11 protein-coding genes are annotated in these 14,775 nt (G+C 66.7%); 10 read left to right on the top strand and 1 reads right to left on the bottom strand.

The genetic code is table 11. The annotated features are described in order from the left end of the window. From XarbCFBP7408_RS03805 to bamA, 3 genes are all read left to right on the top strand, one after another. Positions 1-1,191, top strand: a complete 1,191-nt coding sequence (locus XarbCFBP7408_RS03805; protein WP_104561528.1) for a 1-deoxy-D-xylulose-5-phosphate reductoisomerase — start codon at positions 1-3, stop codon at positions 1,189-1,191. A 26-nt stretch (positions 1,192-1,217) separates the two neighbouring features. Next, positions 1,218-2,564: an RIP metalloprotease RseP gene (gene rseP / locus XarbCFBP7408_RS03800; protein WP_104561526.1), complete on the top strand. Its 1,347-nt coding sequence runs from the start codon at positions 1,218-1,220 to the stop codon at positions 2,562-2,564. A gap of 83 nt (positions 2,565-2,647) precedes the next feature. Then, on the top strand, positions 2,648-5,014 hold the full coding sequence (gene bamA / locus XarbCFBP7408_RS03795) for an outer membrane protein assembly factor BamA (RefSeq protein WP_181106197.1): 2,367 nt from the start codon (positions 2,648-2,650) through the stop codon (positions 5,012-5,014). A gap of 77 nt (positions 5,015-5,091) precedes the next feature. Here the strand turns inward: bamA and XarbCFBP7408_RS03790 are convergent, their stop codons facing one another. Beyond that, positions 5,092-5,283 carry a hypothetical protein gene (locus tag XarbCFBP7408_RS03790; protein WP_104561522.1) on the bottom strand — a complete coding sequence of 64 codons (192 nt, stop codon included), beginning with the start codon at positions 5,281-5,283 and terminating at the stop codon, positions 5,092-5,094. A gap of 126 nt (positions 5,284-5,409) precedes the next feature. Between XarbCFBP7408_RS03790 and lpxD the strand changes: the two genes are divergently transcribed. The 7 genes from lpxD (at position 5,410) to XarbCFBP7408_RS03755 (ending at position 14,723) form a co-directional block, all read left to right on the top strand. Continuing rightward, complete coding sequence (gene lpxD, locus XarbCFBP7408_RS03785) at positions 5,410-6,423, top strand: UDP-3-O-(3-hydroxymyristoyl)glucosamine N-acyltransferase (protein ID WP_104561520.1); 1,014 nt, start codon at positions 5,410-5,412, stop codon at positions 6,421-6,423. Further along, complete coding sequence (fabZ, locus tag XarbCFBP7408_RS03780) at positions 6,420-6,878, top strand: 3-hydroxyacyl-ACP dehydratase FabZ (protein WP_104561518.1); 459 nt, start codon at positions 6,420-6,422, stop codon at positions 6,876-6,878. Before lpxD ends, fabZ begins: the two co-directional genes overlap by 4 nt. A gap of 25 nt (positions 6,879-6,903) precedes the next feature. Further along, positions 6,904-7,695, top strand: coding sequence for an acyl-ACP--UDP-N-acetylglucosamine O-acyltransferase (lpxA, locus tag XarbCFBP7408_RS03775; RefSeq protein WP_104561516.1), 792 nt, complete (start codon positions 6,904-6,906; stop codon positions 7,693-7,695). Beyond that, positions 7,692-9,011 carry a lipid-A-disaccharide synthase gene (gene lpxB / locus XarbCFBP7408_RS03770; RefSeq protein WP_258072000.1) on the top strand — a complete coding sequence of 440 codons (1,320 nt, stop codon included), beginning with the start codon at positions 7,692-7,694 and terminating at the stop codon, positions 9,009-9,011. Before lpxA ends, lpxB begins: the two co-directional genes overlap by 4 nt. After that, positions 9,008-9,733 carry a ribonuclease HII gene (locus tag XarbCFBP7408_RS03765; protein WP_104561514.1) on the top strand — a complete coding sequence of 242 codons (726 nt, stop codon included), beginning with the start codon at positions 9,008-9,010 and terminating at the stop codon, positions 9,731-9,733. The genes lpxB and XarbCFBP7408_RS03765 overlap by 4 nt, the downstream gene beginning before the upstream one ends. 286 nt (positions 9,734-10,019) lie before the next feature. After that, positions 10,020-13,607: a DNA polymerase III subunit alpha gene (dnaE, locus tag XarbCFBP7408_RS03760; RefSeq protein ID WP_104561512.1), complete on the top strand. Its 3,588-nt coding sequence runs from the start codon at positions 10,020-10,022 to the stop codon at positions 13,605-13,607. Positions 13,608-13,763: 156 nt separating this feature from the next. Continuing rightward, a complete protein-coding gene (locus XarbCFBP7408_RS03755; RefSeq protein ID WP_016902405.1) occupies positions 13,764-14,723 on the top strand; it encodes an acetyl-CoA carboxylase carboxyltransferase subunit alpha in 960 nt (319 codons plus the stop codon). Positions 14,724-14,775: the final 52 nt, after the last annotated feature.

Genomic DNA, 14,775 nt, shown 5'->3' with positions numbered 1-14,775 from the left:
ATGGCTGGCTCCCCTCTCCGTCAGGTCGCCGTGTTCGGCGCCACCGGCTCGATCGGCGCGTCGGCGCTGGATGTGATCGCCCGGCATCCGCAGCGGCTGCGCGCCAGCGTGCTGTCGGCCGGCAGCAAGGTCGACGAGCTGCTGGCGCTGTGCGTCACCCATCGCCCTGCGCATGCGGTGATCGCCGAGCCATCCCTGTATCCGGCACTGCGCGACGGTCTGCGCGCGGCCGGATTGGCCACCCAGGCGCACGCCGGCTCCGACGCCCTGGACGCACTGGCCGCCAGCGAGGCCTGCGACACCGTGGTCGCGGCGATCGTGGGAGCGGCCGGCCTGCCGTCCACGCTGGCCGCGGCCCGCGCCGGCAAGCGCCTGCTGCTGGCCAACAAGGAATCGCTGGTGTTGGCCGGCGAACTGCTGACCCGCACCGCAGCGGCCGCCGGCGCCGAGATCATCCCGATCGACAGCGAACACAGCGCCATCTTCCAGTGCCTGCGTTCCTGCGACGCCAGTCGCGGCGTGCGCCGGGTGATCCTGACCGCGTCCGGCGGGCCGTTCCGCGGCTGGGACCGCGCCGCGCTGGGCGCCGTCACGCCCGCGCAGGCGGTCGCCCATCCCAAATGGTCGATGGGACCGAAGATCTCGGTGGACTCGGCGACGCTGATGAACAAGGGCCTGGAAGTGATCGAAGCGCATCACCTGTTCGGCCTGCCCGGCGCGCAGATCGATGTGCTGGTGCACCCGCAAAGCCTGGTGCACTCGCTGGTGGAATTCGTCGACGGCTCCACCCTGGCCCAGCTCGGCCTGCCGGACATGCGCACCACGCTGGCGGTCGGCCTGGCGTGGCCGGAGCGGGTCGAGTCCGGTGTCGCCGGGCTGGACCTGCTGACCCAGGGGCGGCTGGATTTCGAGGCGCCGGACACCGCCGCATTTCCGTGCCTGCGGCTGGCCTGGGAGGCGCTGGAGGCCGGTGGAACCGCGCCTGCGATCCTGAACGCGGCCAACGAAGTGGCTGTTTCAGCGTTTCTTCAGGGCCAGGTGGGTTTCCTAGCGGTTCCCGCGTTGGTCGAACACACACTGACAACGCTCCCACGGCACAATGCCGACTCCCTCGACACCCTGCTCTCTGCCGATGCGCAAGCGCGGCAGATCACCGAACGCGCCCTCGCCCATCACCGCCTTCATGCCTGATCGATTTACGCAGACGAGTTGCATCCATGGGTGATTTCATCGGTTCGGTCTGGTGGATGATCGTCAGCCTGGGCGTGTTGGTGACCTTCCACGAATTCGGCCACTTCTGGGTTGCGCGTCGCTGCGGGGTCAAGGTGCTGCGCTTTTCGGTGGGCTTCGGCAAACCGTTGTGGATGCGCCGCGACCGGCACGGCACCGAGTTCGTGGTGGCGGCCATCCCGCTGGGCGGCTACGTCAGGATGCTCGACGAGCGCGAGGGCGACGTGCATCCGGCCGAGCAGGACCAGGCCTTCAACCGCAAGACGGTGTGGCAGCGCATCGCCATCGTGGCCGCCGGCCCGATCGCCAACCTGCTGCTGTGCATGGCGATGCTGTGGGCGATGTTCGTGGTCGGCAAACAGGACTACTCGGCCACCGTCGGCCGCGCCGATGGCCTGGCCGCCGCAGCCGGCCTGACCCCGGGCGAGCGCATCGTGCGCATCGATGGGCGCGAAGTCGGCAGCTGGAGCGATGCCAGCATGCAGCTCACCACCGCCGCCATGGACAAGCGCGATATCCGCGTGCTGACCGCCATCGACGGGGCCGGCAACCGCGAGCACACGCTGCGGCTGTCGCAGCTGCCGGCCGGCTTCGACGAGCGCCGCGTGGCGGCGCTGGCCGGCATCGGCTGGCAGTTCATGCTGCAGCCGCCGGTGGTGGGCCAGGTGGTCGCCGGCTCCGCGGCGCAGGGGCTGCTGCAGCCGGGCGACCGCATTGTCGCCATCGACGGCCAGCCGATCCGTGCGGCCGACGAGATTCCCGCCCAGCTGCAGGCACTGGGCGCGCAAGGCGGTACCGGCATGATCGAGGTCGCGCGCGGCGAAGACCGGCTGGCGCTGGAAATCGCCCCGCGCCGATCGCCGCAGGGCCAGTGGCTGCTGGGCGTGGGGTTTGCGCCGGCGCAGGCACCGGCCTACGACAGCCGCCAGCAGTACGGCGTGTTCGCCGCGGTGCCGGCGGCGATCCGTGAAACCGGCAAGATGGCCGCCGACTCGCTGGGCATGATGAAGCGCATGCTGACCGGCCAGGCCTCGGTCAAGAACATCTCCGGGCCGGTCACGATCGCGCGCGCGGCCAACGCCTCGGCCGAACGCGGGCTCGACTGGTTCCTGTATTTCCTCGGATTGCTGTCGCTCAGCCTGGCGATCATCAACCTGATGCCGATCCCGATCTTGGACGGTGGGCATCTGCTGTATTACCTTATCGAGTTGGTCAAGGGCAGCCCGATCAGCGAACGGGCCATGATTGCCGGGCAGTATGTCGGCCTGGCGCTCCTGGCCGGGCTGATGGGACTGGCGTTCTACAACGACATCCTCGGCCTGGTTCCACGATGAAGCTGCTCCATTCTTTCCGCCTGTTGTCGTCGTCATACGTCGGCATCCAGCAACACCCGAAATCGACTCCAACCGGATGTGACATGACGCGTCTTCCCACTCGCCGCCTGCTTGCCCTCGCTCTTGCCGCGGGCCTCAGCCTGCCAGTCGTTGCCCTGGCCGCCGAGCCGTTCGTTGCCAGCGACATCCGCGTCGACGGCCTGCAGCGCATCGCCTCCGGCACCGTGTTCACCTATCTGCCGGTGAACCGCGGCGACACCGTGGACGATGCCAAGGTGGCCGACTCGATCCGTGCGCTGTACCGCACCGGCTTCTTCGAGGACGTGCAACTGGATCGCCAGGGCAACATCCTGGTGATTACGGTCAAGGAGCGTCCGGCGATCAACAAGCTCACCGTGACCGGCAACAAGGACATCAAGTCCGAGGAGCTGCTCAAGGGCCTGGGCGACATCGGCCTGACCGAGGGCGGCACCTTCGACCGCCTGAGCCTGGACCGCGTGACCCAGGAGCTGACCCGCCAGTACAACAACCGCGGCAAGTACAACGTCGAGATCACCCCGACGGTCAGCCCGCTGGACCGCAACCGCGTCGATGTGGCCATTGCGATCAAGGAAGGCAAGGCGGCCAAGATCCGCCACGTCAACCTGATCGGCACCGAGAAGTTCGCCAACGAGGACATCCTGGAGAACTGGGAATCCAAGGAGCACAACTGGGCCTCGTGGTACCGCCGCGACGACCAGTACTCCAAGGAAAAGATGTCCGGCGATCTGGAGAAGCTCAACTCCTGGTACCTGGACCGCGGCTACGTGGACTTCAGCATCGACTCCACCCAAGTGTCGATCAGCCCGGACAAGCGCGACATGTTCGTCAGCGCCGGCGTCACCGAGGGCGAGCAGTACAAGATTTCCGAGATCAAGGTCACCGGCGACACCGTGCTGCCGCAGGCCGACATCGAGCGCCTGGTGATCCCCAAGGCCGGCGACATCTTCTCGCGTGCGCTGCTGGAGTACACCTCCGATGCGATCACCAACACGCTGAGCAACGTCGGCTACGCGTTCGCCAAGGTCAACCCGATCCCGACCCCGAACCGCGAAGACCGCACCGTGGCAGTGAACCTGCAGGTGGTGCCCGGCCCGCGCGTGACCGTGCGCCGCATCCTCTACAAGGGCAACAGCCGCACGTCCGACGAAGTCCTGCGGCGTGAAATGCGCCAGTTCGAAAACACCTGGTACTCGCAGGCGGCGATCGACCGTTCCAAGATCCGTCTGCAGCGCCTGGGCTACTTCGAGAGCGTGGACGTGGAAACGCCGGCCGTGCCGGGCAGCAACGACCAGGTCGACGTGGTCTACAACGTCAAGGAAACCACCTCCGGCAGCTTCGTGTTCGGCCTGGGTTATTCGCAGAGCTTCGGTGTGACCACCTCGGTGCAGTTGTCGCAGAACAACTTCCTGGGCGGCGGTAACCGCGTGGCGGTGGAAGCGTCGCGCAGCACCTTCCAGCAGCGCTATGCGTTCTCCTACACCAACCCGTTCTTTACCGACGACGGCGTGTCGCTGGGCTACAACCTGTCGTGGCGCTCGCTGGACTACTCGGACTTCAACACCGCGCAGTACAACAGCAAGAATGGTTCGGCGCAGGTGGTGTTCGGCGTGCCGATCACCGAGAACGACACCGTCTCGGCGATGGTCGGCATCGACAGCAACCAGATCAACACGTTCCAGGGCCAGACCCCGCAGGCGATCATCGACTACATCGACGCGGTCGGCACGCGCACCTTCCATGCCTGGCGCACCGAGCTGGGCTGGGCACGCGACACCCGCAACGACTTCTTCATGCCGACCCGCGGCATGTACCAGCGCGTCGGCCTGGAGACCACCCTGCCCGGCTCCACGGTCGAGTACTACAAGCTCAACTACCAGATCTCCAACTACTGGCCGATCATCCCGGCGATCGTGTTGAACACCCGCTTCGAGCTGGGCTATGGCGACAGCTACGGCAATGACAGCACGCGCGTGGTGACCGACGCCAATGGCGTGTCGCGCACCATCACCGCCACCGGCCTGCCGTTCTACGAGAACTTCTACGCCGGCGGTACCAATTCGGTACGCGGCTTCGAAGACAATACGCTGGGTCCGCGTTCGGAACGGACGGTGAACTATTCGCGCGGCCAGCCGCTGGGTGGCTCGTTCAAGACCGTCGGTTCGGTGGAAATGTATTTCCCCAAGCTGTTCGACAGCCCGTCGGCACGCGTGTCGGCGTTCTTCGACTTCGGTAACGTCTACGACGGCGTGGACAACTTCAAGGCCAACGAGCTGCGTGCGTCCACCGGCGTGGCGCTGTTGTGGCGCGCACCGGTCGGCCCCATCTCGATCAGCTACGCGTTCCCGCTGAAGAAGGAAGACAACGACGAGATCGAACGTCTGCAGTTCACCTTCGGCGGCCAGTTCTAAGATCGGCACGCAAAACAATGGCGGCCCGGATACTCGGGCCGCCATTGTTTGTTTGAACACCCTGGTGTGAAACAGACTTAAAAATAGTTGTTCCAGACGTTGCCAAGGCAGGTTGCGGTGGCGCCCCAGTCGGACGCGTCCATGCATTGCACCTGCTGGTCCCAGAAGCTCTGCGCGTCGGCGCGTTGCTGCGCGAAATCATCGGCCGATGCACTGGTGACTGCGCCCAGCAGGATCACGCTACCGAAAATGGAGAGGACAGTTTTCATATGCTTCTTCCTGGGTTCGCCGCATCGTCGCGGCCCGGCAAGAACTACGCCCGACTGTTTAGCCAACTTTTGGCGACGTTTTTTCCGTAAAATCAGTAACTTACCGTTTATGCGAGGTTCACCCTGATGCGCTTGACCGCCAGTGCGATTGCCGAACAATTTGGTCTGACCCTCATCGGCGATGGCGCCGTCGAAGTCAGCGGCGTCGCCACCCTGGCGCATGCCGGCGCGGGGCAGCTGAGCTTCCTGTCCAATCCGCGTTATCGGCCGCAATTGGGTCAGAGCCAGGCAGCCGTGGTGGTCCTGCGCGCCGACGATGCGGCGGATGCACGCGGCACCGCGCTGGTCGCCAAGGATCCCTATACCGCCTTCGCCAAGATCGCGGCCTTGTTCGAGGTGGCACCGGTGCGCGCGCCGGGCATCCATGCGTCTGCGGTGATCGACCCCACGGCACAGGTTTCGCCCACCGCGCACGTCGGCCCGTTCGTCAGCATCGGTGCGCGTAGCCGCGTGAGCGAGGGCTGCGTGATCGGCACCGGCAGCATCATCGGCGAGGACTGCGTGATCGACGACGGCAGCGAGTTGCTCGCCCGCGTCACCCTGGTCACCCGGGTGCGGCTGGGCAAGCGCGTGCGCATCCACCCCGGCGCGGTGATCGGCGACGACGGCTTCGGCCTGGCGATGGATGCCGGCCACTGGATCAAGGTGCCGCAGCTGGGCGGCGTGGTGATCGGCGACGATTGCGAAATCGGCGCCAACACCTGCATCGATCGCGGCGCACTGGAAGACACCGTGCTGGAAGAAGACGTGCGCGTGGACAACCTGGTGCAGATCGCGCACAACTGCCGCATCGGCGCGCACAGCGCCATCGCCGGCTGTACCGGCATTGCCGGCAGCGCCAAGATCGGCCGTTATTGCCTGCTCGGCGGGCATGTCGGCGTGGTCGGGCACCTGGAGATCTGCGACAAGGTCGTCATCACCGGCAAGTCGGTGGTGCGCAATTCCATTCATGAGCCAGGCGAGTATTCGTCCGGCACCCCCCTCACCGACAATCGCACGTGGCGCAAGAATGCCGCGCGCTTCAAACAGCTGGATGTGCTGGCAAGGCGCATCCTGGCCGTGGGCAAGGAGAACCAATGAGTCATCCCGTTTACGAGCTGCCGATCGACGTCAATCAGATCCAGACGCTGATCCCGCACCGCTACCCCTTCCTGTTGATCGACCGGGTCATCGAGCTGGACCTGGAAGCCAAGCGCATCGTCGGGCAGAAGAACGTCAGCATCAACGAGCCGTTCTTTCAGGGCCACTTCCCGACCCGTCCGGTGATGCCGGGCGTGCTGATCATCGAGGCGCTGGCGCAGGTGGGCGGCGTGATGACCCAACTGGGCTTGGGACGCGACGCATTGTCCCAGCTGTTCTACATGGTCAAGGTCGACAAGGCCCGCTTCAACAAGCAGGTGATCCCGGGCGATGTACTGATCATGGAGGTGCAGATGAAGCGCCTGATCCGTAACGTGGGATGCTTCTACGGCGAGGCCAAGGTCGATGGCGAAGTGGTGGCCAGTGCCGAGGTGATGTGCGCCGGCGCCAGGTAACAACCCGCTTCCGGAGTGACACACGATGCGTGATTCAACCGCTTTGATCCATCCCACCGCCGTCATCGATCCATCGGCGACGCTGGCCAGCGATGTGCGCGTGGGCGCGTTCTCGTTGATCGGCGCCGATGTGCAGATCGGTGCGGGTACCGAGGTGGGGCCACACTGCTCGATCCACGGCCCCACCCGGATCGGCCGCAACAACCGCTTCATCGGCCACGCCGCGATCGGCGGCGAGCCGCAGGACAAGAAATACGCCGGCGAGCGCACCGAACTGGTGATCGGCGACGGCAACGTGATCCGCGAATTCGTCACCATCAATCGCGGCACCGGCGGCGGTGGCGGCATCACCGTGGTCGGCGACGACAACTGGATGCTGGCCTACACCCATGTGGCGCACGACTGCCATGTCGGCAACCACTGCGTGTTCTCCAACAACACCACGCTGGCCGGGCATGTCACCGTGGGCGACTACGTGATCATCAGCGGCTTTGCCGGCGCGCATCAGTTCTGCCGCATCGGCGCGCACGCCTTCCTGGGCATGGGCGCACTGACCTACGGCGACGTCCCGCCGTTCACCATGGTCGGCAGCGAGTCGCTGGGCCGCCCGCGCGGCATCAACAGCGAAGGCCTCAAGCGGCGCGGCTTCGATGCCGAGCGCATCACTGCGATCAAGCGCGCCTACCGCACGCTGTATGTCGCCGGCCTGCCGCTGGCCGAAGCCAAACTGCAGCTGGCCGAACAGGCCAGGAGCAGCGAAGACGTGCGCGGGCTGCTCGAGTTCATCGAGGCGGCGGAAAGGCCGTTGTTGCGATGACGGGAATCGGGAATCGGGAATCGGGAATCGATGCAGGCGCGCATACAGACGCGCCTGCCGCCGGCCCATCGCCAGCACTTCCGATTCCCCATTCCCCACTCCCGATTCCCAGCGCGCAAACGCGCGCCCCGCGCATCGCGCTGATCGCCGGCGAAGCCTCCGGCGACATCCTGGGTGCGGGTTTGATCGACCAGCTGCGGCGCCGCTATCCGGATGCTGAATTCGTCGGCATCGGTGGCGATGCGATGCGTGGTGCCGGCTGCCAGACCTGGTTCGATGCCAGCGAACTGGCGGTGATGGGGCTGACCGAAGTGCTGCAGCATCTGCCGCGGCTGTTGAAGCTGCGCCGCGCCTTCCGCGAGCGCGTGCTGGCGTGGAAGCCGGACGTGTTCATCGGCATCGACGCACCGGATTTCAACTTGCCGGTCGAGCGCTGGCTCAAGCAGCGCGGCGTGCGCACCGTGCATTACGTCAGCCCGTCGGTCTGGGCCTGGCGCGAAAAGCGTGCGGAAAAGATCGGCGCCAGCGCCGACCTGGTGCTGTGCCTGTTCCCGATGGAGCCGCCGATCTATGCCAGGCACGGCATCGATGCGCGCTTTGTCGGCCATCCGATGGCCGACGATATCGCCTACCAGGCCGATCGCGCAGCGGCGCGCGCCAAGCTGGGCCTGTCCGCATCCAGCACGGTGCTGGCGGTGTTGCCGGGCAGCCGGCATGGCGAAATCAGCAAGCTCGGCGATACCTTCTTCCAGGCCGCCTGGCTGGTGTCCGAGCACCTGCCCAACCTGCACGTGCTGGTTCCCGCGGCCAACCCCGGCTGCAGGCAGCTGCTGGCCGAACAATTGTCGCGGTCGTCGCTGCCGGTGCTGCGTTCGCACCTGCTCGATGGCCAGGCGCGCACCGCGATGCTGGCCGCCGACGTGGTGCTGCTGGCGTCGGGCACCGCCACGCTGGAGGCGATGCTGGTCAAGCGCCCGATGGTGGTCGGCTACAAGGTCGCCCCGCTCACCTACCGCATCGTCAGGACGCTGGGCCTGCTCAAGGTCAACCGCTACGCGCTGCCCAACATCCTGGCCAACGACGATCTCGCCCCCGAGCTGATGCAGGACGACTGCACCCCGGAACGGCTATGCGTGGCCCTGCTGGACTGGTTCAAGCACCCGGAAAAGGTCGCCGCCCTGCAACCGCGCTATCTCGCCCTGCACGCGCAACTGCGCCGCGACGCGTCGGCACGCGCGGCCGATGCGGTGGCTGGGCTGCTGGAGCAGCAGGAATCGGGAATCGGGAATCGGGAATCGGCAGGAGCCGGGTCGTGAAGCGCTTAACTTCCCACGGTGCCGTTCTCGTTCCGACGGCGCAGGACGCGCTTTTTCACGATTCCCCAGTCCCGATTCCCGATTCGCGTTTGATTGCCGGTGTCGACGAAGCGGGCCGCGGCCCGCTTGCCGGGCCGGTGGCGGTGGCGGCGGTGGTGTTCGATCCCGGCAAGCCGCGCATCAACGGGCTGGACGATTCCAAGCAGCTGAGCGCGCAGCGGCGCGAGCAGTTGTATGCGCGCATCGTCGAGCGGGCGCTGGCGTGGTCGGTGGTGCTGATCGACAGCGAGCAGATCGACCGCATCAACATCTACCAGGCGACCATGCTGGGCATGCGGCGGGCGGTGGAAGGCGTGGCGCATGTGGCCGGGTTTGCGCGCATCGACGGCAACCGGGTGCCCAAGGGCCTGCCCTGCCCGGCCGAGGCCTTGATCGGCGGCGACGCACTCGATCGCGCCATCATGGCGGCCTCGATCGTGGCCAAGGTCACCCGCGACCGCCTGATGCACGCCCTGCACGCCCAGCACCCGGAATACCGCTTCGACCAGCACAAGGGCTATGCCACGCCGGTGCATCTGGCCGCGCTACGCAGCCACGGACCGTGCCCGCAGCACCGCCGCAGCTTCGCCCCGGTGCGGCGTGCATTGGGTATCGAGGCGTCGCAGTCGCCGTGGGACGTGCCCTGCGCGGCCCCGGCCGATGACCTGCTGCTGGCCGATTGACCGACCGCCCCGCAGGCGAACCCGGCCCCAGACTGCCGCCCTCCCGTCGTTCGCGCGCATGCGGCCGTTGCGGCTGCGGCCTGCGGCGTCGGGCCCCGCATGCGCAGCCGCGCACGCCCCCGATCCGCGCAATCGCCACCGTCGCGCTGCGCGCAGCTAGCCGAAGCCTGAATCGGCCGCACCGCCCGGCCCCGTGGCAGCTGGCCGCGGCCCTGCGCCGGTGCTGTCAAGCCTTGTTCGACCCGAGCACGCTCGCTACCCTGACCACGCATTATTCCGGTCTCGCATGTCCACTTCCCGCTTCGTCCATCTGCACGTCCACACCGAGTTCTCGCTGGCGGATTCCACCATCCGTGTGCCCGAGAAACCGGATCAGGCTGACCCGAAAAAGGCCAAGCAGGCCAACCTGCTGAGCCGCGCGGTCGAACTCGACATGCCCGCGCTGGCGGTCACCGACCTCAACAACCTGTTCGCGTTGGTCAAGTTCTACAAGGCCGCCGAGGGGGTTGGCATCAAGCCGATCGCCGGCGCCGACGTGATGATCGCCACCCCGGACATGACGCCCTGGCGCATGACCCTGCTGTGCCGCGACCGCGAAGGCTACCTGAGCCTGTCGCGGCTGCTCACGCGCGCCTGGATGGAAGGCCACCGCCCCGAAGGCGGCGTGGCGATCCACCCGGAATGGCTGCAGAACGGCCACGCCAACCTGTTCGCCCTGGCCGGGCGCGACAGCCTGGCCGGGCGCCTGTTCGGCGAAGGCCGCGCCGACCTGGCCGAGCAGCAGCTGGCCGACTGGCAGCGCGTGTTCGGCGACGGCCTGCACCTGGAACTCACCCGCACCGGGCGCGAGGGCGAAGAACGTTTCAACCAGTTCGCGCTGCATGCGGCCGGCGTGCGCGGCCTGCCGGTGGTGGCCAGCAACGATGTGCGCTTCCTGTACGCCAGCGACTTCAATGCCCACGAGGCGCGGGTGTGTATTTCCTCCGGCCGCGTGCTCGACGATCCCAAACGTCCGCGCGAGTACAGCGACCAGCAGTACCTGAAATCCAGCGAGGAGATGGCGGCGCTGTTCGCCGACATCCCAGACGCGATCGACAACACCCACGCGCTGGCGCAGCGTTGCAACATCGAGATGCGCCTGGGCACCTACTTCCTGCCCGCCTATCCGGTGCCGGAAGACGAGACGCTGGACAGCTGGATCCGCAGCCAGTCGCGCGCAGGCCTGGCCGCACGCCTGGAAAAGAACCCGATCGCGCCCGGCAAGACCCGCCAGGACTATGTCGACCGGCTGGAATTCGAGCTGGACACCATCATCAAGATGGGCTTCCCCGGCTACTTCCTGATCGTGGCCGACTTCATCCAGTGGGGCAAGAACCAGGGCATTCCGATCGGCCCGGGCCGCGGCTCCGGTGCCGGTTCGCTGGTGGCGTGGGCGCTGCAGATCACCGATCTGGATCCGCTGCCGTACAACCTGCTGTTCGAGCGCTTCCTCAACCCGGAACGCGTGTCGATGCCCGACTTCGACATCGACTTCTGCATGGACCGCCGCGACGAGGTGATCGACTACGTGGCGCGCAAGTACGGCCGCGACCGGGTCAGCCAGATCATCACCTACGGCACCATGGCGGCCAAGGCGGTGGTGCGCGACGCCGGGCGCGTGCTCGGCTTCAGCTACGGCCTGGTCGACAGCGTCGCCAAGCTGATCCCCAACATCCTGGGCATCACGCTCAAGGATGCGATGGGCGAAGGCAAGGATTCGGAGATGGCCTCGCCGGACCTGATCCAGCGCTACCAGGTCGAGGACGATGTGCGCGACCTGATGGATCTGGCGCGCCAGCTCGAGGACCTCACCCGCAACGCCGGCAAGCACGCCGGCGGCGTGGTGATCGCGCCCGAGCCGCTCTCCGAGTTCTGCCCGCTGTTCGCCGAACACGACCAGGACGGACGCGGCAAGAACCAGGTCACCCAGTTCGACAAGGACGACGTCGAAGCGGTCGGCCTGGTCAAGTTCGACTTCCTCGGCCTGCGCACGCTGACCATCATCGATTGGGCGGTCAAGGCGATCAACGTGCGCCACGCACGCGCCGGCATCGACCCGGTCGACATCAGCGCCATTCCGCTCGACGATGCCCCCACCTACAAGGGCGTGTTCGCCTCGGGCAATACCGGCGCGGTGTTCCAGTTCGAATCCTCGGGCATGCGCCGCCTGCTCAAGGACGCGCGCCCGGACCGTTTCGAAGACCTGATCGCGCTGGTGTCGCTGTACCGCCCCGGCCCGATGGACCTGATCCCGGATTTCAACGCGCGCAAGCACGGCCAGCAGGAGATCATCTACCCGGATCCGCGTACCGAAGTCATCCTCAAGGACACCTACGGCATCATGGTGTACCAGGAGCAGGTGATGCAGATGGCGCAGATCGTCGGCGATTATTCGCTGGGCGGCGCCGACCTGCTGCGCCGCGCGATGGGCAAGAAGGTGCCGGCCGAAATGGCCAAGCACCGCGAGATCTTCCGCGAAGGCGCGGCCAAGGGCGGAGTGAGCGCGGCCAAGGCCGACGAAATCTTCGACCTGATGGAGAAGTTCGCCGGCTACGGCTTCAACAAGTCGCACGCCGCCGCCTACGCGCTGGTCAGCTACCAGACCGCATGGCTGAAACGGCATTACCCGGCCGAATTCATGGCCGCGACGCTGTCCTCGGACATGGACAACACCGACAAGGTGGTCGGCTTTCTCGACGAGGTACGCAATCTTGGCCTGACCGTCAAGCCGCCGCGCGTCAACGAGTCGGCCTACATGTTCGAGGCGGCCAGCCCGGACACCATCCAGTACGGCCTGGGCGCGATCAAGGGTGTCGGCCAGGGCGCCTGCGAGGCGATCGTCGAAGAACGCCAGCGCGGCGGCCCCTACACCACCTTGCTGGATTTCTGCACGCGCGTGGGCACCGCCAAGCTCAACCGGCGCACGCTGGAAGCGATGATCAACGCCGGCGCCATGGACGGGCTGGGCAAGAACCGCGCCTCGCTGATGCTGCAGCTGCCGGAAGTGGTCAAGGCCACCGAGCAGCTGGCGCGCGAACGCGCCTCGGGCCAGAACTCGCTGTTCGGCGGGCCGGACCCGAGCGCGCCGGCGCTGCGTCTGGACCTGCCCGAAAGCAAGGAATGGCCGCTGGGCCAGTTGCTCACCGGCGAGCGCGAAACGCTGGGCTTCTATCTCAGCGGTCACCCGTTCGACCCGCACCGCGACGAAGTGCGCGAGCTGGTCGGCTGCGACCTGGGCGCGCTGGAGAAGATCCTCGCCTCGCAACAACGCGGCGGTGGCGGCGGTGGCGATGGCGAAAAGCGCGCCTGGCGCCCGGAAGTCAGCGCGATCCTGGCCGGCCAGGTGATCGGCGTGCGGCGCAAGGGCGACAGCCAGGTGTTCGTGCAGCTCGAAGACGGCCGTGGCCGGGTCGAATGCAGCGCGTTCTCCGATGCGATGGCCGAGTTCGGGCATCTGCTCACCCGCGACCGCATCCTGATCGTCAAGGGCGGCTTGCGCGAGGACGAATTCAACGGCGGCTACAGCCTGCGCATCCGCCAATGCTGGGACTACGAGCAGATCTGCGCCGACCACGCACAACGCCTGTCGCTGCGCCTGGACCTGCGCGAGAAACAGGCCTGGAAGCGCATCGACGCGCTGCTGGCCAAGCACCGCCCCGGCAAGACGCCCCTGCGCCTGGACCTGCTGCTGCGCGCCTCGACCGGCGGCGTGGCCGGCATGCTCGACCTCAACGGCAGCCACTCGGTGCGGATCGACCAGCAGCTGATGGACAACCTGCGCGCCGACCCCGCGGTGCGGACCTTGAAGATCAAGTACAGCCCTCCGTGGGCTTGAGAATGGGGAGTCGGGAATGGGGAATCGCAAAAGCGAGGCCGCCATCCGCCCTGCTTTGATTCCCCATTCCCGATTCCCGATTCTCCTAACCCCACCGTACGGGTTCATCGGACGCATTCGGCTACACTCCCCGCCTTACGTCGACGACACCACTGCATGAATCCCAACTACCTCGACTTCGAGCAACCCATCGCCGATCTGGAAGCAAAGATCCAGGAACTGCGCAAGGCCAGCACCGGTCCTGCAGTCAACGTGGACACCGAGGTGCGCGCGCTGCGCGACAAGCTGCGCGTGCGTACCGCACAGATCTTCCGCGACCTGTCGGCCTGGCAGGTCTCGCAGCTGGCGCGGCATCCGCAGCGTCCGTACACGCTGGACTACATCAACACCATCTGCGACGAATTCCAGGAACTGGCCGGCGACCGCGCCTATGCCGACGACAAGGCGATCGTCGGTGGCCTGGGCCGCATCGATGGCCGCGCGGTGGTGATCATCGGCCACCAGAAGGGCCGCGACACCAAGAGCAAGGTCGCCCGCAATTTCGGCATGCCGCGTCCGGAGGGCTACCGCAAGGCGCTGCGCCTGATGAAGCTGGCCGAGCGTTTCCGCCTGCCGCTGCTGACCTTCATCGACACCCCGGGCGCCTATCCGGGCATCGGCGCCGAAGAGCGCGGCCAGTCCGAAGCGATCGCGCGCAACCTGCTGGAGATGGCCGAGCTGAAGATCCCGGTGATCTGCACCGTGATCGGCGAAGGCGGCTCCGGCGGCGCGCTGGCGATCGGCGTGGGCGACCGCACCTTGATGCTGGAATACGGCACCTATTCGGTGATTTCGCCCGAAGGCTGCGCCTCGATCCTGTGGAAGGACGCGGCCAAGGCCAAGGACGCGGCCGAGCAGCTCGGCTTGACCGCCAAGCGCCTGAAAGGCCTGGGCCTGGTCGACAAGGTGATCCGCGAACCCACCGGCGGCGCGCATCGCAATCCCGAGCAGATGGGCAAGCGCCTCAAGGCGGTGCTGCTCAACGAGCTGGAAGCGCTGGAAAAGCTGCCGGTCGAGGGCCTGCTGCAGCGCCGTTACGAGCGCCTGCGCAGCTACGGCGCCTACGAAGGCAACTGATCGGCGGTCTGCCGGGGCGATGCTGCTGCACGCGGCATCGCCAGCCAGCAAG

The sequence above is a fragment of the Xanthomonas arboricola pv. guizotiae genome (assembly GCF_002940205.1).
In the GTDB taxonomy this organism is placed as follows: Bacteria; Pseudomonadota; Gammaproteobacteria; order Xanthomonadales; family Xanthomonadaceae; genus Xanthomonas; species Xanthomonas arboricola_C.
This window is presented reverse-complemented; position numbering and strand designations above follow the sequence as displayed.